At 59.7% G+C, this 21,029-nt stretch carries 17 protein-coding genes and 2 pseudogenes; 16 read left to right on the top strand and 3 right to left on the bottom strand.

Annotation, left to right across the window (positions count from 1 at the left end):
* Positions 1-19 precede the first annotated feature (19 nt).
* The 5 genes and pseudogenes from argJ to AB4Z52_RS28165 all read left to right on the top strand — a co-directional run bounded on the left by argJ (position 20) and on the right by AB4Z52_RS28165 (position 3,160).
* Entirely contained in the window at positions 20-1,261 is a 1,242-nt protein-coding gene (argJ, locus tag AB4Z52_RS28145) for a bifunctional glutamate N-acetyltransferase/amino-acid acetyltransferase ArgJ (RefSeq protein WP_442221178.1), read from the top strand.
* Positions 1,242-2,050 (top strand): annotated as a pseudogene (locus AB4Z52_RS28150) (GNAT family N-acetyltransferase). Before argJ ends, AB4Z52_RS28150 begins: the two are co-directional and overlap by 20 nt.
* A complete protein-coding gene (mutT, locus tag AB4Z52_RS28155) occupies positions 2,047-2,460 on the top strand; it encodes an 8-oxo-dGTP diphosphatase MutT (RefSeq protein WP_442221179.1) in 414 nt (137 codons plus the stop codon). Before AB4Z52_RS28150 ends, mutT begins: the two are co-directional and overlap by 4 nt.
* Before the next feature lie 146 nt (positions 2,461-2,606).
* Positions 2,607-2,921: a hypothetical protein gene (locus AB4Z52_RS28160; RefSeq protein WP_442221195.1), complete on the top strand. Its 315-nt coding sequence runs from the start codon at positions 2,607-2,609 to the stop codon at positions 2,919-2,921.
* Between the two features lie 71 nt (positions 2,922-2,992).
* On the top strand, positions 2,993-3,160 hold the full coding sequence (locus AB4Z52_RS28165; RefSeq protein ID WP_442221180.1) for a Flp family type IVb pilin: 168 nt from the start codon (positions 2,993-2,995) through the stop codon (positions 3,158-3,160).
* A gap of 94 nt (positions 3,161-3,254) precedes the next feature.
* Here AB4Z52_RS28165 and AB4Z52_RS28170 read toward each other — a convergent pair whose 3' ends face one another.
* Positions 3,255-4,139, bottom strand: a complete 885-nt coding sequence (locus AB4Z52_RS28170; protein WP_442221181.1) for a class I SAM-dependent methyltransferase — start codon at positions 4,137-4,139, stop codon at positions 3,255-3,257.
* Between the two features lie 396 nt (positions 4,140-4,535).
* Here AB4Z52_RS28170 and AB4Z52_RS28175 point away from each other — a divergent pair, with 396 nt between their 5' ends.
* The 5 genes and pseudogenes from AB4Z52_RS28175 to AB4Z52_RS28195 all read left to right on the top strand — a co-directional run bounded on the left by AB4Z52_RS28175 (position 4,536) and on the right by AB4Z52_RS28195 (position 7,719).
* Positions 4,536-5,810, top strand: coding sequence for an ATP-binding protein (locus AB4Z52_RS28175; protein WP_442221182.1), 1,275 nt, complete (start codon positions 4,536-4,538; stop codon positions 5,808-5,810).
* Between the two features lie 149 nt (positions 5,811-5,959).
* Positions 5,960-6,136 (top strand): annotated as a pseudogene (locus AB4Z52_RS28180) (ComF family protein); the annotation flags it as partial.
* A gap of 33 nt (positions 6,137-6,169) precedes the next feature.
* Complete coding sequence (grxC, locus tag AB4Z52_RS28185) at positions 6,170-6,427, top strand: glutaredoxin 3 (protein WP_442221183.1); 258 nt, start codon at positions 6,170-6,172, stop codon at positions 6,425-6,427.
* Positions 6,428-6,436: 9 nt separating this feature from the next.
* Complete coding sequence (locus AB4Z52_RS28190; protein ID WP_442221184.1) at positions 6,437-7,294, top strand: carbon-nitrogen hydrolase family protein; 858 nt, start codon at positions 6,437-6,439, stop codon at positions 7,292-7,294.
* A complete protein-coding gene (locus AB4Z52_RS28195; protein WP_442221185.1) occupies positions 7,291-7,719 on the top strand; it encodes a DUF1178 family protein in 429 nt (142 codons plus the stop codon). Before AB4Z52_RS28190 ends, AB4Z52_RS28195 begins: the two co-directional genes overlap by 4 nt.
* 25 nt (positions 7,720-7,744) lie before the next feature.
* On the opposite strand, the gene ubiG is transcribed toward AB4Z52_RS28195, so the two are convergent.
* Entirely contained in the window at positions 7,745-8,515 is a 771-nt protein-coding gene (gene ubiG / locus AB4Z52_RS28200) for a bifunctional 2-polyprenyl-6-hydroxyphenol methylase/3-demethylubiquinol 3-O-methyltransferase UbiG (RefSeq protein ID WP_442221186.1), read from the bottom strand.
* 348 nt (positions 8,516-8,863) lie between these two features.
* Here ubiG and AB4Z52_RS28205 point away from each other — a divergent pair, with 348 nt between their 5' ends.
* The 6 genes from AB4Z52_RS28205 to clpB all read left to right on the top strand — a co-directional run bounded on the left by AB4Z52_RS28205 (position 8,864) and on the right by clpB (position 18,414).
* Entirely contained in the window at positions 8,864-10,117 is a 1,254-nt protein-coding gene (locus tag AB4Z52_RS28205) for an aspartate kinase (RefSeq protein ID WP_442221187.1), read from the top strand.
* A gap of 89 nt (positions 10,118-10,206) precedes the next feature.
* Positions 10,207-12,474, top strand: a complete 2,268-nt coding sequence (gene ptsP / locus AB4Z52_RS28210) for a phosphoenolpyruvate--protein phosphotransferase (protein ID WP_442221188.1) — start codon at positions 10,207-10,209, stop codon at positions 12,472-12,474.
* Positions 12,475-12,517: 43 nt separating this feature from the next.
* Positions 12,518-13,597 carry a peptide chain release factor 1 gene (gene prfA / locus AB4Z52_RS28215; protein WP_442221189.1) on the top strand — a complete coding sequence of 360 codons (1,080 nt, stop codon included), beginning with the start codon at positions 12,518-12,520 and terminating at the stop codon, positions 13,595-13,597.
* The gene (gene prmC / locus AB4Z52_RS28220) at positions 13,594-14,466 is read left to right on the top strand and encodes a peptide chain release factor N(5)-glutamine methyltransferase (protein WP_442221190.1); all 873 of its coding nucleotides are present in this window, start codon (positions 13,594-13,596) and stop codon (positions 14,464-14,466) included. The genes prfA and prmC overlap by 4 nt, the downstream gene beginning before the upstream one ends.
* Positions 14,467-14,804: 338 nt before the next feature.
* The gene (locus tag AB4Z52_RS28225; protein WP_442221191.1) at positions 14,805-15,578 is read left to right on the top strand and encodes a DUF4167 domain-containing protein; all 774 of its coding nucleotides are present in this window, start codon (positions 14,805-14,807) and stop codon (positions 15,576-15,578) included.
* Between the two features lie 235 nt (positions 15,579-15,813).
* Complete coding sequence (gene clpB, locus AB4Z52_RS28230; protein WP_442221192.1) at positions 15,814-18,414, top strand: ATP-dependent chaperone ClpB; 2,601 nt, start codon at positions 15,814-15,816, stop codon at positions 18,412-18,414.
* Positions 18,415-18,465: 51 nt separating this feature from the next.
* On the opposite strand, the gene AB4Z52_RS28235 is transcribed toward clpB, so the two are convergent.
* Positions 18,466-20,418 (bottom strand): M23 family metallopeptidase, encoded by a 1,953-nt coding sequence (locus AB4Z52_RS28235; protein WP_442221193.1) that lies wholly within the window; start codon positions 20,416-20,418, stop codon positions 18,466-18,468.
* Positions 20,419-21,029: the final 611 nt, after the last annotated feature.

The following is a 21,029-nucleotide window of genomic DNA, read 5'->3' on the forward strand; positions in this document are numbered from 1 at the left end:
TTCACTATCAGGTAGCGCCATGTCAGGTTCCGTCTCTCCACTCGCCCCCAAAACCTTCGCCACCATGCCTGCCTTGCGCGGCGTGCGCATGGCGACCGCGTCCGCCGGGATAAAGTACAAGAACCGGACAGATGTGCTGTTGATGGTATTCGACAAGCCCGCGTCCGTCGCTGGTGTGTTCACCCGCTCAAAATGTCCGTCGGCGCCTGTGGATTTCTGCCGCGCCAACTTGCCCCACGGGTCCGCACGCGCCGTCGTCGTAAACTCCGGCAATGCCAACGCCTTCACCGGCCTGAAGGGTCGCCAGGCGACGGAGCTCACGGCAAAGTCGACAGCTTCTGCCGTCGGCTGCAGCGAGCGCGAGGTCTATCTCGCCTCCACCGGCGTCATCGGTGAGCCGCTGGATGCGACGAAATTTTCGGGCGTGCTGGGTGCCATGCATACCGAGGCGACCGGCGATTTCTGGTTCGAGGCGGCCAAGGCGATCATGACGACGGATACCTATCCGAAGGTGGCAACACGCAGCGCGGAGATTGGCGGCGTCACTGTCACCATCAACGGCATCGCCAAGGGTGCAGGCATGATTGCCCCCGACATGGCAACCATGCTGTCCTTCGTTGTCACCGACGCCGATATCGCCCCTGACGTCCTGCAGTCGCTGCTGTCTGCCGGCGTCGGCCCGACCTTCAATTCGATGACCGTCGATAGCGACACCTCGACATCCGACACACTGATGCTGTTTGCGACGGGCGCTGCCGGTGCCGACGGCCAGGTCCGGGTCGAGGACGCGAACGACCCGCGTCTTTCAGCATTTCGTGCAGCACTCAACGATGTGCTGAAGGATCTGGCAATCCAGGTCGTTCGTGACGGCGAGGGGGCGACGAAGATGCTCGAAATCACCGTCACCGGTGCTGAGAGCGATGCTGCCGCCAAGACGATCGCGCTGTCGATTGCCAACTCGCCGCTGGTAAAGACGGCTGCCGCTGGCGAAGACGCCAATTGGGGCCGCATCGTCATGGCCGTCGGCAAGGCCGGCGAAATGGCCGATCGCGACCGGCTTGCAATCTGGTTCGGCGATATCAGGGTCGCCGTCAATGGCGAGCGCGACGCTTCCTATTCGGAGGAAGCTGCCTCCAATGTGATGAAGCGACAGGATATCCCCGTCAAAGTCGACCTCGGGCTCGGCAACGGCCGGGCAACTGTCTGGACCTGCGACCTTACGAAGGAATATGTTGCCATCAATGGCGACTACCGGAGCTGATTGCCTTTGATGCCTGCCCATTCCAGAATGAACAACCTGCCGCTGGTGCGCCGGCTCGAGGCCGTCGGCTTTCGGGCGTGGCCGGCATCGTCAGTGCAATATGACGGCAGCTGGCAGGTCAGGCTGACGGCAGGCCATCCTTCGAAGCGGCTGAACTCCATCGTTCCGCTCGATCCGGCCGACCACCGGGATGTCGAAATCCGGCTTGAGAAGGCGCAGCGCAAGTTCGAGGCTTACGGACGACCGATGGTCGTGCGCGAAACACCTTTGGCGCCGCCCATCCTGATGGCGCTTCTGCGCCAGCAAAACTGGCGGTGCTTCGGCGAGACGATGGTCATGGTCTGCGATATTGCCCATATCGAACTGCCCGATACGCTCGATCACCTGCCGAGCCATGATGTCGGCCGCTACGTTGATGCCAATCTGTGGGTCGATCAAGCCGATCCCATCCTGAAACCAGCGCTTGCCGAGGTAGTCAGCGGCATCAAGCCGCCCTCAGGCCTTTTCGTCATCGAGGATCACGATGCCGGGCCGGTTGCGACGACGCTTTGTGTTCACGACAACGATCTTGCAGGCATCCTTTCACTTTCCGTTGCGCGCGAATTTCGTCGCAGAGGTTTCGGTGTCGAGATATTGACCTCGGCGCTCCGTTGGGCGCGCATGCGCAGCGCAAAGACCGCCTGGTTGCAGGTGGAGGCTTCGAATGCGCCTGCGCTGGCGCTTTATGACCGCTTCGGTTTCCGCGAGGCCTATCGCTATCAATATTGGCGGCCGGAGCACGGCGCATGACGGCGGCGCCCCGCAGTATCCTGCTCGTGGCTGCCTGTGCGCTGATCGACGTCGATGGCCGGATCCTGCTCGCGCAACGCCCCGAGGGTAAATCGCTGGCTGGGCTTTGGGAATTTCCCGGTGGCAAGGTCGATCCTGGCGAGACGCCGGAAGAAACATTGGTGCGCGAACTGGACGAGGAACTTGGCATCACCACGAAGATTGCCTGCCTGGCGCCGCTCACCTTCGCCAGCCATACGTATGAAACCTTCCATCTGCTGATGCCTCTTTACGTCTGCAGGCGTTATGAAGGCATCCCCACGGGACAGGAAGGGCAGGCGATAAAATGGGTCCGGCCCCAGGCGCTTCGGGATTACCCAATGCCACCGGCCGACGAGCCGCTCATTCCCTTCCTTCAGGATCTGCTCTGAACGAGGCCGACCGCCGATCCCGATTTGTGCTGGATCTGATCCATCGCCGGCGATTTGCCTGTGGATGTTAATGGATCGTTTAAGACCTTCTGGCAAAGATCGTACTCAATCAAGCGGTTGGTGTGTGTGTAAAGAGGCTTGACATGATGGATGACGATTTCTGGAAGGCTGTTCGCGAGAAAGAACAGACTTCCTTTAAATCGCGTAGGACGGGTGCGCTGAATATTGCCCTGCTGTTTGGAACGGCAGCGGTGGCGCTTTCGCTTATCCTGACGCCGATGTTGGCCGACAAGTCCAAGTCGAGTGTGCTTGCGAGCGCGCCAGATTTCGACAACATCACCACAGGCTCCATTCCAACTTCCGAAAACGGCAAGCGCTATACGATCCGCCGCAGCGTGCTGCAGCAGGAGCCGGGTTCGGTCTGCGTCGTTCAGGGATACGGCGCCGACGGCGGCTGTTGATTATTTGCCGCTGATCAGATGCCGGGGGCATCAGGTTCGCTGGTTCGTGGGGAAATCGGGGCCTGATCAAAATGAAGACGTTGAGGCGACTTTTTGGCAGTGAGGACGGCGCCACCGCCGTTGAATATGGTCTAATTGCTGCCTTGATCTCGGTAGCAATGATGGGCGCCGTCGGGGCTTACGGCGACAACATCAGCCGCATCTTCAATATTGTCGCAAACAAGATCGCCACGGATTAAGGTTGGCGCGAGCCTCTGGCCGCACTCTCCCCTGGTTTGCTTTTTACACAATTCCAGACCGGAATCCGCGTCGCGAATTCCGCCTGGTATTATCCTATTGCTTCAACTTATGCTCGTCGACCTTCAAGGCGTCGGCAAGGCGTGCCTTTGCCGAGCCCGGCTTCAGTGGCTTCTGCTGGCTGTCATGTGGCGCCCAGCCGGAAGCGTAGATGATCGAGAAGGTCGCCCTGATGCGCCCGTCCGGATCGCAATAGCGCTCGGCATAGATTTCCGCCGCTCTTAGGAAAAAAGCTCTCGTCAGCGGCTTGCGGCTGCGGTGGATCAGCGGGTTGGCCATGCCCATGGCGCGCAGATCCTTCATCAACGGAAACAACGAGGCGTAGCGAACCGTGTAGCTCTCGGCATCGATGACCGGCAGTGCGAAGCCCGCCCGCTGCAGCAGGCCGCCGACGTCGCGGACATCGGGGAAAGGTATGACGCGCGGGCTTGCCCCACCGGTCATTTCCGCTTCGGTCGCAAGCAGCACCTCGCGCAGTTCCTGCAACGTACCGCTGCCTGGGATGGCTGCGAGGAAGAGGCCGTCCGGTGCAAGCGCTCGGCGCACCTGGATGAAGACACCCGGTGTGTCGTTGGTCAGGTGCAGGTTGAGCGGCGAAAGCACGAGATTGACGGAGGCAGGGGCGAGCGGCAACTTCTCGGGTTCGGCCTCGACCACCGTCTCGCCGGGTCCGGCAAAGGCCTGGTCGATCTCGATGCGGGTCAGGTGACCGATCTTTCCGGTCGCCATTGCCTGGTGTGCAGCGCTACCGGTTGCTCCGTGGAGCTCGACGGCCTCCTCAAATCTGCGTTCGACGACGGAGAGACGGTCGGCCATTTCGCGCGCGGCAATATCAAGGAGAAAAGCTGAGTTCGGGTCGCCTTGACGCAAGGCCCTGCGGCGGTTTCCAGCTATCAGCTTCTGATCGAATACAATGTCCATGCGATCATCATTCCTCGAGTTTCCTGCCGTCCTTGCAGCCTGCTTTTCCCGTCGCAATGGCGCCAGGAAGCAGATATTGTCAAGCATATGGGGGTTATCAAAAGCGAAATCACGATGTCCTTCTGCGGTCCTCGTGGCAGACGGGTCTTCGTCCCTTCACGCTGCTCGCCGACCTGCTCTATCTGTCGACCTGTGCCGGTTGCGGAGTTTCGGTGGGCTCGCACAGAAGCCTTTGTGCCGAATGCAACATGCATTCCGCTGAGCATGTAACATACATTCCGCTTAACGTGTAACATACATTCCGCTGACATCGTAACATACATTCCGCTGCATTTTCATTGACTCGATTATTGTCGTAAGGTACGCATAAACAACGATTAATTAGAGAACTTTGTGATGGCGAAGGAGCTATATCAGCGGCATATGAAACCGGAGCTTGATGAAGCGCTCCTTAGCGCTCGTATTGTCAATCTGATTGGCCCACGACAAACCGGAAAGACCACGTTGGTTCGAGAAATGCTGGGCCATGGCCACTTCGTCTCGTTCGACGATGAAAATGTCCTCGCGGCAGTCGAGTCCGACCCGCAGGGTCATCTCGAAACTTTAGTGGCGGCGGCAAATGGCGAGCCGATAGTAATCGACGAAGTTCAACGATCCAAGAAAATCGCGCTGACGATCAAACGCATCGTCGATAGCAACCGAAAGATGGGGCAATTCCTTCTAACCGGATCATCGAATGTGTTTGTTTCGGCGGAGATAATGGACTCGCTTGCTGGTAGAGTACAAACACTGAAATTGCTTCCCTTGAGTTCTGCTGAAATCGACAGCGCCGGACCCTGTCTTTTGCTTGATTGGGTAAAGGACGGCGGGCGAGCATCCCTTCCTAATTGCCGACCGATGATCAGAGCGGAGAGCATCGACCGCATAATTCGCGGCGGATACCCTGAGATAAGACCGTTGCCAGAGCGGTCTCGACAGCGCCGGTATCGGGAATACATCGACACGATCGTGGATAGGGATGTCGCGGACGTAATGAAGGTCAGAAGGCCGGATACGATGCGACGACTGATAGATCAGGTCGCCATTCGAACCGGCAGCGAGATTAACCTTGTCGAACTCGGGGAGAGATTGGGGATACAGCGCCAGACAGCAAGCGATTATTTCGATATTCTTGAGCGTCTCTCGCTTGTCACAAGGCTGCCCGCTTGGACGTCAGGGGAAATAGGCCGTGACGTCAGACATCCTAAATCCCACGTCATTGACACTGGAATTGCCGCGGCGTTACGCGGACTAACTTCGGATGACTTCAGTTTGGGAAAGGACCAGACGCCCCTTGGCTCACTCTTCGAGACTTATATTTATACCGAACTCCTGAAATCGATTCCTCTACAGCGCAATGAATGGCGGCTATTCCACTGGCGGGATCGGAACGGAAAAGAAATCGACATCCTTGCCGAAACTGGGGATTTGTTGGTCGGCTTCGAAATGAAGGCGTCTTCATCGGTCACTGAAAGCGACTTCAAGAATTTTCACGCATTCAAAGAGGGGCCCGGCAAAAAATGGGACTTCCTAGGTTTGGTGATCTACATGGGCAACGATGTCTTGGTGTTTGGCGATAGACTGCTGGCGGTACCTGCTTCGATATTTTCCTCCTTTTCGGCACGCTCATAATATTGCTCGATAGCGCCGAACCTTATCGTCGCTAATGACGCCCCGCTACTGGGCGAGCAGAGATCACAAGCTGAATGGAGACTGGACCTATCATCGGGAGAAGAAAAACTTGGCTGTATTGCTGCACGGTCACGCACTCCTGCGCGGCTGCCTTTGGGATTGCCAGCGGTCGCGATAGCGACGTCTTTGGCCGACGCATCTTCCTTGTCGACGAGGTCTTGACGACTGGTGCGACGGTCGCCGCTGCGACCCGCACTCTGAAGAAGGCAGTTGCTGCCGATGTGACGGTTTTGACCTTTGCAAGGGCGTTCGGGGTGCTTATATGACTGGAAATACGTCTTTCCTCCTCGGAGTTGATCATGGCATCCGTCGTTATCTATACGCGTGAATTCTGCGGTTATTGCGCCCGGGCAAAGTCACTTCTTCAATCAAAGGGCGTTGACTTTGTCGAACACAACGCGACCTATTCTCCCGACATGCGCCAGGAGATGATCGCCAAGTCCAATGGCGGGGCGACCTTTCCGCAGATCTTTATCAATGAAGTCCATGTCGGCGGATGCGACGATCTGCACGCGCTCGATCGCGCAGGCAGGCTCGACCCGATGCTTTCGAACTGAGGATAGACCATGACCTTCAAGGCAGCTGCCATCCAGATGTGCTCCGGCGTTGATCCTGAAAAGAACGCGGCCGATATGGCGCGCCTCGTGAGCGAGGCCGCAGGTCTTGGCGCGATCTACGTCCAGACGCCCGAGATGACGGGCGCAGTGCAGAGGGATCGTGCCGGTTTGCGCGCCGTGCTGCGGGACGAAAGCGACGATATCATCGTCAGAACCGCCGCGAGCCTTGCAGCGGAGCTCGGCATCTTCCTCCACATCGGCTCGACGGCAATTGCGCTTGACGACGGCAAAATTGCCAATCGCGGTTTCCTGTTCGGGCCGGACGGCGTGCTCATAAACCGCTACGACAAGATCCACATGTTCGACGTCGATCTCGACAATGGCGAGAGCTGGCGCGAGAGTGCCGTCTACCGCCCGGGTGCGGAGGCCCGTATTGCGTCTCTGCCCTTTGCCGAACTCGGATTTTCGATTTGCTACGATGTGCGGTTTCCGCAGTTGTTCCGGACCCAGGCCGTTGCCGGGGCCGAGGTGATGACCGTTCCGGCCGCCTTTACAAAGCAGACCGGCGAGGCGCACTGGGAAATTCTTCTGAGGGCGCGTGCCATTGAAAACGGTATGTTCGTCATCGCGGCAGCGCAAGCCGGCCTGCACCAGGACGGACGCGAGACCTTCGGCCACTCGATGATCATCGATCCCTGGGGCAAGGTGCTGGCATCGGCCGGCGGTACCGGCGAAGCCGTCGTCGTCGCCGAGATCGACGTTGCTCAAGTGAAGGCTGCCCACGACAAGATCCCCAATCTCAAGAATGCCCGCGAATTCTCGCTGGAGAAGATCGCGGCGCCCGCGTCTGGAGGCGTTGCCGCGTGATCCGTTACGCATTGACCTGTGACAATGCCCATGAGTTCGAGGGCTGGTTTTCCGAAAGCGCCGACTTCACCCGGCAGGTCGAAAGCGGATTCCTGACCTGCCCCGTCTGCGGCTCGTTGGCCGTCTCCAAGATGTTGATGGCTCCTTCCGTCTCGACGGCCCGCAAGAAGCAGGAGCTACAGACGCTCGCCATGGACGCAGCGCAGAAGGAAGCGATCGCAAAATTCAAGGAAGCGGTGGCTGCCATCAAGGCGAATGCCGAGGATGTCGGCACGAAATTCCCCGAAGAGGCCCGCAAGATTCACTATGGCGAGGCAGATGCCCGCGGGATCATCGGCCAGGCAACGCCTGGAGAAGCCCGCGCATTGATGGACGAGGGTATCGAAATCGCAGCCATCCCGACGCTGCCGGACGATGTGAACTAATATCTTCCGAAAGCCCGGATTTCCCTCAGGCCGGTGAGGCCGCCCGCTTGGCCACCATCATGTAATTCACGTCCATGTCCTTGGACAGGTTCCATTGGTTCAGCAGCGGGTTGAAGAAGACGCCGGTGCGGGTGACGATCTCCATGCCTTGGGCCACCAGCGGCGTCTCGATCTCGTCGGGACGCACCAGCTTTTCGAACTGATGTGTTCCGCGCGGCAGCCAGCGCAGGACGTTTTCGGCCGCAAAGATGGCAAGCGCTGCTGCCTTCATCGTGCGGTTGATGGTGGCAACGAACATCAGGCCGCCCGGGCGTACCATTCGAGCACAGGTCGTCAGGAAGAACTCGACGTCGGCCACATGTTCGACGACTTCCATGTTGAGGACGATGTCGAAGGTTTCGCCGGCTTCGGCAAGCTGCTCGGCGGTGACGGCGCGATAATCGACCGCGACCCCGGAGGCCTTGGCGTGGGTCGAGGCGATGCTGATGTTCTTATCGGACGGGTCGGCGCCGACGACATCGGCTCCCATCCGGGCAACCGGCTCCGACAGCAGGCCGCCGCCGCAGCCAATGTCGAGCACCCGAAGACCCGCCAGCGGTCTCGCGGCCTTCGGATCGCGGTCGAAATTCTCGGCGACGCGGTCACGAATATAGGCAAGGCGCACCGGATTGAACTTGTGAAGAGGCTTGAACTTGCCGGTCGGGCTCCACCACTCGGCCGCCATTGCGGAAAAGCGATCCACTTCGCTTTGGTCGATGGTGGTTTTCGCCTGATTTGCCTCAGCCGGCTCGCGCATGGTCTGGCTCCTTGTCCGATGACGATTGAAGTCGGACGATCAGGCCGGGAAGTCAAGGGTGAAGACAATGATGCCTCACGTCGAAGGGCTTGCCTTTAGCGGCATTGCTGAAAACCAGGTCCTTACCCCTGTCTCATTGCGTATGCGCCAGCGCCGCATCCCCATTGCTCTCTTCAGACAAACTCGCTAAGAGACGCCGCAAATTGGCGTTTTGGTTTGCGGCAATCCCGTCTGCAGGGAAACCTTGGTTTTCCGGGTGTTGTACGCCGACCGAGCGGTCTGGTTTTGGCCTGCTTCGACCGGCAAGAGATCGCAAGAAGCAGCCAGCATGGATACCGGTAGAGGCTAATGGCACGCATCGTTATGAAATTCGGCGGCACGTCCGTCGCAGACATGGACCGTATTCGCAACGTCGCCCGCCATGTGAAACGCGAGGTCGATGCCGGCCATGAGGTCGCGGTCGTCGTCTCCGCCATGTCGGGCAAGACAAACGAGCTGGTCAGCTGGACGCGCGACGCCTCGCCGATGCACGATGCACGCGAATATGACTCGGTTGTCGCCTCGGGCGAGCAGGTCACCTCGGGGCTTCTTGCGATTGCCCTGCAGCATCTCGGCATCAATGCCCGCTCCTGGCAGGGCTGGCAGATCCCGATCAGGACAGACAATGCCCATGGTGCTGCCCGCATTCTCGAGATCAACGGTGACGAGATTGTTCGCCGCATGGGCGAGGGGCAGGTTGCCGTCGTTGCCGGTTTCCAGGGGCTAGGGCCCGACAATCGCATCTCGACGCTTGGGCGCGGTGGGTCGGATACGTCGGCAGTGGCGATTGCGGCAGCGGTCAAGGCCGATCGTTGTGACATCTATACGGATGTCGACGGCGTCTATACGACCGATCCAAGGATAGAGCCCAAGGCGCGCCGCTTGAAGAAGATCGCGTTCGAGGAAATGCTTGAAATGGCATCTCTCGGCGCCAAGGTGCTGCAGGTGCGCTCTGTCGAGCTTGCCATGGTCTTCAAGGTGCGCACCTTCGTGCGCTCATCATTCGAGGACCCCGATGCTCCGGGCATGGGTGACCTCTTGAACCCGCCCGGAACGCTGATTTGTGACGAGGAAGAAATCGTGGAACAGGAAGTAGTCACCGGCATCGCCTATGCCAAGGATGAAGCCCAGATCTCGCTGCGGCGTCTGGCCGACCGGCCTGGCGTCTCCGCGGCGATCTTCGGGCCGCTCGCCGAAAACCACATCAATGTCGACATGATCGTCCAGAACATCTCCGAGGACGGCTCGAAGACCGACATGACCTTCACCGTGCCTTCGGGCGACGTCGAAAAGGCGCTTCGCGTGCTCTCCGAGCACAAGGAGAGAATCGGCTTTGACGTCATCCAGAGCGAATCGGGCCTGGTGAAAGTCTCGGTCATCGGCATCGGCATGCGTTCGCACGCCGGCGTTGCGGCGAGCGCTTTCCGTGCACTTGCTGAAAAAGGCATCAACATCAAGGCAATCACCACCTCGGAAATCAAGATTTCCATTCTTATCGACGGTGCTTACGCCGAACTCGCAGTCAGGACTTTGCATTCCTGCTACGGTCTGGATAAGAGTTGAATAAGCATCGGGCGATGTAGACCGTAACGGGCAATAGTTTCGGGCTGCTCACTCCAGCGTGATTTGTTGATTTCGGGAGTAGTGACGCAATGAGAGACCTATCCGGCGGTCCACGCGTTCTGCTCAAGCGGCTGCGCGAACTCATGGCGGAGCCACTCGAGCCGCAGGAGCGCCTTGACCGAATCGTTCGCCAGATCGCCAGCAACATGGTGGCAGAGGTGTGCTCGACATACGTGCTACGAGCCGACGGCGTGCTCGAGCTCTATGCGACCGAAGGCTTGAACAAGGACGCGGTACACCTTGCCCAGTTGAAGATGGGCCAAGGTCTCGTCGGGACCATTGCCGCCTCGGCCCAACCACTCAATCTGTCAGACGCGCAGTCCCATCCCGCCTTCCGTTACCTTCCGGAGACGGGCGAAGAGATCTTCCATTCCTTCCTCGGCGTGCCGATCCTTCGCGCCGGCCGCTCGCTCGGCGTTCTCGTCGTGCAGAACAAGGCAAGCCGTACCTACCGCGACGAAGAGCTCGAGGCGCTCGAAACGACGGCGATGGTGCTTGCCGAGATGATCGCCACCGGCGAACTCAAGAAGCTGACCAAGCCGGGCCTGGAACTCGACCTTACCCGATCCGTCACCATCGACGGCGACAGCTATAATGACGGCGTCGGCCTCGGCTACGTCGTGCTGCACGAGCCGCGCATCGTGGTGACCAATCTTCTGAACGAGGATACCGAGAAGGAAATCCGCCGGTTGGCCGACGCGCTCGGTTCGCTCAGGATTTCGATCGACGACATGCTGTCGCGCCGCGACGTGTCGATGGAGGGCGAGCATCGCGAAGTGCTCGAGACCTACCGCATGTTTGCCCATGACCAGGGCTGGGTACGCAAGCTGGAGGAGGCCGTTCGCAACGGGCTGACGGCCGAGGCGGCTGTCGAAAAAGTCCAGAGCGATACCAAGGCGCGTATGATGCGGCTGACGGACCCCTATCTGCGCGACCGGATGCATGATTTCGAGGATCTGGCAAACCGGCTGCTGCGCCAATTGACCGGCTACAGCGCAAAAATGGCTGCCGACGGTTTCCCGAACGATGCGGTGATCTTTGCGCGCGCCATGGGTGCTGCCGAGCTGCTCGACTATCCCCGCGCCAACATTCGGGGCCTCGTCCTCGAAGAGGGTGCAGTCACCAGCCATGTCGTCATCGTCGCAAGAGCCATGGGAATTCCGGTGGTCGGCCAGGCGGCGGGCGTGGTGGCGTTAGCGGAAAACGGCGATTCCGTCATCATCGACGGCGACGAGGGCCATGTGCACCTGCGGCCGATGGCCGATCATCAACGGTCCTACGAGGAAAAGGTCCGGTTTCGCGCGAGGCGTCAGGAGCAATTCCGGGCGTTGCGCTCGGTCGAGCCGGTGACCAAGGACGGGCAGCGGATTTCGCTTTTGATGAATGCCGGTCTTCTGGTCGATCTGCCGCAGCTTGCAGAATCGGGCGCCGAGGGTATCGGGCTTTTCCGCACCGAGCTGCAGTTCATGATCGCGTCGACCATGCCCAAGGCTGAAGAGCAGGAGAATTTCTATCGTAGCGTTATAAAGCAGGCGGGCAAACGTTCCGTCACCTTCCGCACGCTCGATATCGGCGGCGACAAGGTGGTGCCGTATTTCCGCGGTCACGAGGAAGAAAACCCCGMGCTCGGCTGGCGCGCCATCCGCTTGTCGCTCGATCGGCCCGGCTTGTTGCGCATGCAGCTGCGCGCCATGCTGAAGGCTGCAGCGGATGGTGACCTGAAGCTGATGGTGCCGATGGTCACGGAAGTCTCCGAGATCAAGGCGGTACGTGAGCTGCTGCAAAAGGAAGTGCAGCATCTGTCGCGCTTCGGCCATGCGCTGCCGCGCAAGCTGCAGTTCGGCGCGATGCTTGAGGTGCCGGCGCTGTTGTGGCAGCTCGACGAGCTGATGGACGCGGTGGACTTCGTCTCCGTCGGGTCGAACGACCTCTTTCAGTTCTCGATGGCGGTGGACCGCGGCAATGCCCGCGTCTCCGATCGTTTCGACGCGCTTGGTCGGCCCTTCCTGCGCATCCTGCGCGATATCGTCAGGGCGGGTGAGCGCAACAAGACGCCGGTCACGCTTTGCGGCGAGCTCGCAGGCAAGACGATCTCCTCGATGGCGCTGATGGGGATCGGGTTTCGTTCGGTCTCGATGTCACCGGCCTCGATCGGTCCGGTCAAGGCGATGCTGCTCGGGCTCGACGTCGGTGCGCTCTCCAAGGTTATGGAAGAGGCGCTGGACGACACGCACGCGACGACACCGATGCGCGAGATCCTTGTCGGCTTTGCCGAGAGCCACAATATTCCCCTTTGAAGCAATAAAAATCGGGAAACAATAAGAAGAATTGGAGTGAAGGGTGGCAACACTTCCCGTTGAAAAGATGCGCGAGCTCGAACGCCGCTTCGGCGAGATCGAGGCGCGTATGTCCGCAGGGCCGGCAGCGGACGTCTATGTCAAGCTGGCGTCCGAATATTCGGAACTGCAGCCGGTGGTCGCCAGGATCCGCGACTATGAGAAGGCGCTTGCCGAATTGGCCGATCTCGAGGTCATGCTTGCCGACAAATCGGTCGATCGCGAGATGCGCGATCTGGCCGAAATGGAACTTCCGGGCGTCAAAGAAACCATCGAAACGCTCGAGACCGATATTCAGATCCTGCTGTTGCCGAAGGACGCGGCCGACGAAAAGAGCGCGATCCTTGAAATTCGCGCCGGTACTGGTGGTTCCGAGGCGGCACTGTTTGCCGGCGATCTGTTTCGCATGTACGAGCGCTATGCCTCTGTAAAGGGCTGGAAGGTCGAGATCCTGTCGGCAAGCGACGGCGAGGCTGGCGGCTACAAGGAAATCATCGCAACGATCACCGGCAGGGGTGTGTTCTCCAAGCTGAAATTCGAATCCGGCGTCCATCGTGTTCAGCGCGTTCCTGACACGGAGGCGAGCGGCCGCATCCACACGTCGGCGGCAACCGTTGCCGTTCTTCCCGAAGCGGAGGAAATCGACATCGAGATCCGGCAGGAAGACATCCGCATCGACACGATGCGGTCGTCCGGCGCGGGCGGCCAGCATGTCAACACCACGGATTCGGCGGTGCGCATCACGCATATGCCGTCCGGCATTGTCGTCACGAGCTCTGAAAAATCGCAGCACCAGAACCGCGCCAAGGCGATGCAGGTTCTCCGCTCGCGCCTGTTCGACATGGAGCGCCAGCGCGCCGACAATGAGCGCTCGGCTGATCGCAAGAGCCAGGTCGGCTCCGGTGATCGATCGGAGCGCATTCGGACCTATAATTTCCCGCAAGGACGGATCACCGATCATCGCATCAACCTCACGCTCTACAAGCTCGACAAAATGATCGAAGGCGACATCGACGAGGTGGTCGATGCATTGCGTGCAGATTATCAGGCTGGCCAATTGGCCCAGCTCGGTTCGCAGCAATGAGCGGCGCAGGCCGGACGATCGCCGAGCTTTTGCGGCAAGCGCGCGGCCGGTTCGAAGGAGCCGGGCTCGATGATCCCGCCGCCGATGCCCGGGTTTTGATAGCAGGATTGCTGGGACTGTCCCCGACCGATCTTGTCACTCGCGCCGACGAGGCCGTCGAGGAGGCAAAAACTGAGATCGTTGAAGCGGCAATCGAACGCCGTCTCCTTCGCGAACCCGTTCATCGCATTCTTGGGGAACGCGAGTTCTACGGACTGCCGCTTTCGCTGTCCCCGGCAACGCTTGAGCCGCGGCCCGATACGGAAATCCTGGTCGACAGCGTGCTTGAGCATATGCGACGTCTTGTATCTGCGGCCGGGAATATCCAGATATTGGATCTGGGCACCGGCACCGGGGCGATCTGTCTGGCGCTATTGAGCGAATGCCCCAGCGCAACCGGGACAGGCAGCGATATCTCCCTTGAAGCGCTGGAGACCGCGCAAGAAAATGCCGAGCGCAACGGCCTGGCAACCCGGTTCAAGACTGTCCAGAGCAGTTGGTTTGCGGCGATCGATACTCAGTTTCACGTGATTGTCTCAAATCCGCCCTATATACAGTCCAGTGTAATCGGAACTCTCACTCCAGAAGTGAAGATGTTCGATCCTCCAGCGGCTCTTGACGGCGGACATGACGGCCTTGATGCGTACAGGGCAATCGCTGTGGATGCGGGTCGTTTTCTGCATCAAGACGGTGTCATCGGTGTGGAGATCGGCTACGATCAGCGCGTGGCAGTGACGGCACTCTTCGAAGCACAGGGTTTTGCCCTCATCGAAGCTGCCCGAGACTATGGCCACAACGACAGGGCGCTGTTGTTCCAGCACAAAGACTAAAATGACAAACGGCAGCAGCATTTAGAGGTTTGTTGCCATAGCGAAGAAAAGGCTTGGATTTCCTGAGGAAGCAATATAGGTTGCCTTCACGCGTTGGGCAGCCGAAGATGAGCGGAGATTCGTTCTGTCTTTGGAAGCCTCGGGGTCCGCTCTCTTGAAAGAGTGTCGAAGGTTGAAAATTACCCAATGCGTGATTCAGTTAATCTGACGTAGTGTAGCGGCAGACGGGCATAGTCCCAGTTTGCTTGCGGCACGCAGGCCTTGGCGCGGCATTGTCCGGTCACGGCGGCAGGTGCCGCGCAAATTCATCACAACAAGAGAATTCAGGTGAAGGATCTATGAGGCCAGGACAGCAGAACAAGCGCGGTCGAGGGCGTGGCAACGGCGGCGGCAGCGGCGGAAGCAGCAGCAACAATAACAACAACAACAATAACAACAATTTTAACCGCAAGGGCTCCAACCCGCTGACCAGGACCTACGACAGCTCCGGTCCGGATGTCAAAATCCGGGGAACCGCGCAGCATATTGCCGAAAAATATTCGACACTTGCTCGTGACTCCCACAGTTCAGGTGACCGCGTCATGGCGGAAAACTATCTTCAGCACGCCGAACATTATTACCGCATCATCGCTGCGGCTCAGGCGCAGATGCAGGAACGCTTCCAACGTGACGACCGTCCGGAATTCGGTGATCGCGACGGCAACGAGCGCGATGGCAACGACCGTGATATGGACGATATGGACGGCGTCGATATGGACGAACAGCCCATGTCGTCAGAGCCCGCCTACCGGAACCCGCCGCAGCCGCGGCCCCAGCAGCAGCGTCCGCAACCGCAACAACAGCAGCATCATCCGGTCGCACCGGCTGCTCCCGCGCCTGTTGTCGAGGTCATGGACGGGACCGGCCCGCAGCCCGTCATCGACGGCATCCCGGCAGAAGTGGCAATCGGCGAGGAAACACCGGCCTCCAGTCCTCGCCAGCCGCGTCGCCGAAATGCGACCAACCGCCCACGTCGCCAACCGCGTCTGACCGCTGAAGGCGAAGACGGCGGCACAGCTGGCGAAGGCCAGGAGCCCGGCTCGCCGGCGCTTGCCGACGTTGCTTCGGAATAGGTTTCTCCAGGGCGAATGCCTTTGGATTTAACGATCGTCTAAAACCCCGGTCTTACCGGGGTTTTTTCGTTGTCCGCGCTCTTTAAACATTTAGAATTGTGACCCATATCCTGCGTTGATGTTGTTTCGCCGCTGATTGCAAACGCGCGGCAACGGGGCCTGCCTTTCAAAGGGGGCTCGATCTCAATCATCGTTTCGCGCCATGATGGGCGGGACGATCCGTGGAGGTATGAATATGGATATTGAAAAATACTCGGAGCGGGTTCGCGGCTTTCTGCAATCCGCCCAGACCAATGCCCTGGCCCAGGGCCATCAGCAATTTGCACCCGAGCATGTGCTCAAGGTACTTCTCGACGATGATCAGGGAATGGCGGCCTCGCTGATCGAGCGTGCCGGCGGCGACGCCAAGGCTGCACGTTTTGCCAATGATGCTGCCCTTGCCAAGATGCCCAAGGTAACCGGCGGCAATGGCCAGGTCTATCTGTCGCAGCCTCTCGCCAAGGTCTTCTCGACCGCGGAAGAGGCCGCAAAGAAGGCCGGAGACAGTTTCGTCACCGTCGAGCGGCTGTTGCAGGCCCTGGCGATGGAAACGAGCGCGTCTACGTCGACGACACTGAAGAATGCCGGCGTGACGCCTGTGGCGCTTAACCAGGTGATCAACGACATACGCAAAGGCCGTACCGCCGACAGCTCCAACGCTGAACAAGGCTTCGAGGCTCTGAAAAAATATGCGCGCGATCTCACCGCGGAAGCCCGCGAAGGCAGGCTCGATCCGGTGATTGGCCGTGACGACGAAATCAGGCGGACGATCCAGGTTCTTTCCCGGCGCACCAAGAACAACCCTGTTCTGATCGGCGAGCCCGGCGTCGGCAAGACGGCGATCGTCGAAGGCCTTGCGCTGCGCATCGTCAATGGCGACGTGCCGGAATCTCTCAAAGACAAGAAGCTCATGGCGCTCGACATGGGCGCGCTAATTGCTGGCGCGAAGTTTCGCGGCGAATTCGAGGAGCGGCTGAAGGCGGTGCTCAACGAGGTGCAATCGGAAAACGGCGAGATCATCCTGTTCATCGACGAGATGCACACGCTGGTCGGCGCAGGCAAGGCCGATGGCGCGATGGACGCGTCCAACCTCCTGAAGCCGGCGCTGGCGCGCGGCGAATTGCACTGCGTAGGTGCTACGACCCTCGACGAATATCGCAAGCATGTCGAAAAAGACCCGGCGCTTGCCCGGCGTTTCCAGCCGGTTCTCGTCAATGAGCCGACAGTCGAGGATACGATCTCGATCCTGCGCGGTCTCAAGGAAAAATACGAGCAGCATCACAAGGTGCGCATTGCCGACAACGCGCTGGTTGCGGCGGCGACCCTGTCGAACCGCTATATCACCGACCGTTTCCTGCCTGACAAGGCCATCGATCTGATGGACGAGGCGGCGGCCCGCCTGCGCATGCAGGTGGATTCCAAACCGGAGGAGCTCGACGAACTCGATCGTCGCGTCATCCAGTTGAAGATCGAGCGCGAAGCCTTGAAGAAGGAAACCGATCAGGCCTCGGCCGACCGGCTGGAGCGGCTGGAGCTTGAGCTTGCCGGTCTCGAAGAGGAAGCCGATGCCTTGACGGCCCGCTGGCAGGCGGAAAAGCAGAAGCTCGGTCAGGCCGCAGACCTGAAGAAGCAGCTCGACGATGCTCGCAACGAGCTGGCGATCGCCCAGCGCAAGGGAGAATTCCAGCGCGCCGGCGAACTCACCTATGGCGTGATCCCGAAGCTTGAGAAGGAGCTGACTGCAGCCGAGGCGCAGGACGGTCAAAGGGACACGATGGTCCAAGAGGTCGTCACCGCCGACAACATCGCCCATATCGTCTCGCGCTGGACCGGCATTCCTGTCGAAAAGATGCTCGAGGGCCAGAAGGAGAAGCTGCTGCGGATGGAGGACGAGCTGGCGAAATCGGTCATCGGTCAGGGCGATGCCGTCCAGGCCGTGTCGCGCGCGGTTCGTCGCGCTCGCGCCGGCCTGCAGGACCCCAACCGTCCGATCGGCTCTTTCATTTTCCTCGGGCCGACCGGCGTTGGCAAGACGGAGCTTACCAAGGCGCTTGCGCGGTTCCTGTTCGACGACGACACGGCAATGGTTCGCATGGATATGTCGGAATACATGGAGAAGCACTCCGTTGCCCGGTTGATCGGCGCACCTCCTGGCTATGTCGGCTATGAGGAAGGCGGAGCGCTGACCGAAGCGGTTCGCCGCCGGCCCTATCAGGTCGTATTGTTCGACGAGATCGAGAAGGCGCATCCCGATGTCTTCAACGTTCTGCTCCAGGTTCTGGATGAGGGACGCTTGACGGACGGACAGGGACGCACGGTCGATTTCCGCAACACGATGATCATCATGACGTCGAACCTTGGCGCGGACTATCTGACCAAGCTTGGCGAAAACGATGACAGCGACGCGGTTCGCGAACTGGTCATGGGCGAAGTGCGCAGCCATTTCCGGCCGGAGTTCCTCAATCGCGTCGACGAGATCATCCTCTTCCACCGCCTGAAGCGGGAGGAGATGGGCGCGATCGTCGATATCCAGCTCAAGCGGCTGGTGGACCTTTTATCGGAGCGCAAGATCACGCTCGAGCTCGACGACGATGCCCGCGATTGGCTCGCCAACAAGGGCTACGATCCCGTCTACGGCGCAAGGCCGCTGAAGCGGGCGATCCAGAAATACGTGCAGGATCCGCTTGCCGAGCAGATTTTGTCGGGCCAGGTGCCGGAAAATACCGTCATAAAAGTCATAAGCGGTTCGGATCGCCTACTGTTCCGGCCACGTCATACCGTCAGCGAAGCGGCCTGAGGCATCAGATCGACTGCAATCGTCATGGCGGCTCTCGGGCCGCCATTTGTACTATTGCCGACTGGCGACCTGCTTGGATTTCTCGTCGCTGAGCAGGCTGTCGATCCGCGTTCGCTCTTCCTCGAATTTGGCGAGTGCTTCGCCGTCCAGCGATTTGCCGCCCGGCAGGCGAATGCGCAGCGGATCGACCTTGGTGCCGTTGACGATCAGCTCGTAATGAAGGTGCGTGCCGCTGGCAAGGCCCGTCGAGCCGATGAAGCCGATCACCTGGCCCTGCACCACTTTGGCGCCCGGTATCACGTTCTTGGCGATCGCGCTCTGGTGGTTATAGGAGGACACGTAGCCATTGGCATGGCGGATCAAGGTCTGGTTGCCGAAGCCGCCCGAATCCCAGCCGGCCTTCTCGACGATGCCGTTGCCGGCGGCGATAATCGGCGTGCCGCGCGGGGCTGCCCAATCGACGCCGGTATGCATGCGGGCAAAACCGAGGATCGGGTGCCGGCGCATGCCGAAGCCCGAGGTGAAGACGCCGTTCGGAACCGGGTTTCGCAAAAGGAACAGGCGAATGCTCTTGCCGTCCCCGTCGAAATAATCGATCGAATGATCGTCTGGATCCTCGAAGCGGTAGAAGCGGGTGACCGTGTCGCCAAAGCGTGCGTTGACGTAGAGCAGTTCGCTGTCGGCCGTGGCCTTGCCGTTCTGGTCAGTCACGGAGTAGAAGGCCTCCAGCGAATCCGTCGGCTTCAGCTGCGCCTGAAAATCGACGTTGCTGGCAAGCAGCCTGACGACCTGCGCGATCATTTCCTTTGTCATGCCATAGGAAAGTCCGGCGCGATAAATGCCGTCATAGGCGCGGGGCAGGTCACGCCCGGCGGCCGTCGGCGGCGCATCATTGTCGAAGGCTGTGGCGATCGCATCGAGGCTCGGCGGCTCAGATCCGGAAACGAAATTGCCGGCGTCGTCCTGCGCGATGGTCAGGAGATGTTTCGTGCCGCGATAGACGCTGGCGCGGATGATTTTGGCGTGTTCGCCCTTCTGGATGATGCCGATCCGCAGCACATCGCCGCTGTCGAGCGTCGAGGAGCCGAGCAGCGGCCCGATCCGGTCGGCGATGTCGGAGGCATCGGACTTCGGATATCCTGAGTTGACGAGTGCCGCGACGATCTGGGTCCGCTCGCGCACCGGGATGATATCGTCGGCATATTCCGGCATCTGCGACGTCACCTGCTCCGGTGCGGAGACCGACATGTTCTCCTCAACGATCTTGGCTGCAAGCCCGGCTGTCAGATCGACATCATTGTCGTCGGCGGCAAACCGGCGCGGATCGACATAATAGAGCGCAGAGAGCTGAGTGTTGCCGTCGGTGAGGATCGAACCGTTGGAGCGGACGTTCTCCTCCACCTCGTCGAGCGACATCGAGCCGGCAAGCTGAAAGGGCTGGTCTTTCGATGGAAAAGGAATTGTCTTGAGGCTGACCTCGGACTCGACTTCGGAGCCGTAGAGCGCGCCGGTATGATTGACGGCTGCGGGGATATTATCGTCGGCCGAGAAGATCGCCAACGGGTCGAAGGTCGGATAGTTCTCCGAAGTGACATGGTTGGCTGCAAGCGCCATCTTCACATGGGCGAAGGGTTGCCGGCGAACGACCTCCTTCTCGCCGTCGCGCACCACGGTTGCGACTTCCATGATCGTCCGGTCGGAGGGCTTTGCGGCAACCGCGTTCGGTACCAGGCGACCGCCGCGGGTGACCGTCGCGTCGCCGTTGTCGCTGCTGGCGGCAGCATCCGCCGAGGCATAGGCTTCCGCCGGTATGGCGAGTTGCTGGCGTCCGTCGAGTGCTGCAAAGAGAGCGACCCCCATGAGCACACTCGAGGTGATGCCGGTCAGGAACGTGCCCGAGAGCCAGCGAAGCGAAACTTCACGCCGATCGGGCGCGCGTCTGCCGTCAGCCAGGATTGGCGGCTCATCGCCGAGCGATCGGAGCATCATCTTGTCCGTCAGCATGCCAATTCCGGTCCGATTCCCTCATATATGACGCAAGGCTGGGCGAGAGATGTGCATATTTAGCACGGGCGAGTCAAATTTGCGGCGGCAATTCAGGCAATGACAGCTCAATGAGCCGGTGCTGCGACAAGCTAAATGCCAGGGATGTGGCCTTCTCGCGAAGCCGCCCTACATTGTCTTGAGGTGCAAGGCAGCGCTGCGGGCGGAAAGCCGGGCTTTTAAGAGCGGCGCCGGATGTCGCTCAAGCCTTCGGCAAGGCGGTCGTTCAACTGTGGAAAAAATAGCGTTTAATATCAGTGACTTGCTGAATTCTGCTATTTTTTTAAAATGCTCTGTTGACTAGTTCGTTTGGTAGGGTCTATAAGCCCGATCACTGACGAGGGCGGCGGCGCTGCTGGCGACGATTTCCTTCGCTCTAGGGTTTCTTGAGAAACTGTGGTGCGGGATTGGGGTGATTGCTGGAAGGCGGTTGTCTCGTTGGTGGTTTTTTGACTGGGATTTCTGGTCTGTTCTTTGACAATTGCATATAGAGAAGAAAGAGAAACGTGGGCGGCGGAGCTTGGCGGATGGGTAGCGATACCTGTCTTTGAAAGAGACTTTGGCGGTCACGT

The organism is Rhizobium sp. 2YAF20, assembly GCF_052114685.1.
Lineage (GTDB): Bacteria > Pseudomonadota > Alphaproteobacteria > Rhizobiales > Rhizobiaceae > Rhizobium.

What these genes read in the sequence shown, in the direction of transcription:
- argJ (WP_442221178.1), top strand. Translation starts at nt 20, where the DNA reads ATGTCAGGTTCCGTCTCTCCACTCGCCCCCAAAACCTTCGCCACCATG.
- mutT (WP_442221179.1), top strand. Translation starts at nt 2,047, where the DNA reads ATGACGGCGGCGCCCCGCAGTATCCTGCTCGTGGCTGCCTGTGCGCTG.
- AB4Z52_RS28160 (WP_442221195.1), top strand. Translation starts at nt 2,607, where the DNA reads ATGGATGACGATTTCTGGAAGGCTGTTCGCGAGAAAGAACAGACTTCC.
- AB4Z52_RS28165 (WP_442221180.1), top strand. Translation starts at nt 2,993, where the DNA reads ATGAAGACGTTGAGGCGACTTTTTGGCAGTGAGGACGGCGCCACCGCC.
- AB4Z52_RS28170 (WP_442221181.1), bottom strand. Translation starts at nt 4,139, where the DNA reads ATGGACATTGTATTCGATCAGAAGCTGATAGCTGGAAACCGCCGCAGG.
- AB4Z52_RS28175 (WP_442221182.1), top strand. Translation starts at nt 4,536, where the DNA reads ATGGCGAAGGAGCTATATCAGCGGCATATGAAACCGGAGCTTGATGAA.
- grxC (WP_442221183.1), top strand. Translation starts at nt 6,170, where the DNA reads ATGGCATCCGTCGTTATCTATACGCGTGAATTCTGCGGTTATTGCGCC.
- AB4Z52_RS28190 (WP_442221184.1), top strand. Translation starts at nt 6,437, where the DNA reads ATGACCTTCAAGGCAGCTGCCATCCAGATGTGCTCCGGCGTTGATCCT.
- ubiG (WP_442221186.1), bottom strand. Translation starts at nt 8,515, where the DNA reads ATGCGCGAGCCGGCTGAGGCAAATCAGGCGAAAACCACCATCGACCAA.
- AB4Z52_RS28205 (WP_442221187.1), top strand. Translation starts at nt 8,864, where the DNA reads ATGGCACGCATCGTTATGAAATTCGGCGGCACGTCCGTCGCAGACATG.
- prmC (WP_442221190.1), top strand. Translation starts at nt 13,594, where the DNA reads ATGAGCGGCGCAGGCCGGACGATCGCCGAGCTTTTGCGGCAAGCGCGC.
- AB4Z52_RS28225 (WP_442221191.1), top strand. Translation starts at nt 14,805, where the DNA reads ATGAGGCCAGGACAGCAGAACAAGCGCGGTCGAGGGCGTGGCAACGGC.
- clpB (WP_442221192.1), top strand. Translation starts at nt 15,814, where the DNA reads ATGGATATTGAAAAATACTCGGAGCGGGTTCGCGGCTTTCTGCAATCC.
- AB4Z52_RS28235 (WP_442221193.1), bottom strand. Translation starts at nt 20,418, where the DNA reads ATGCTGACGGACAAGATGATGCTCCGATCGCTCGGCGATGAGCCGCCA.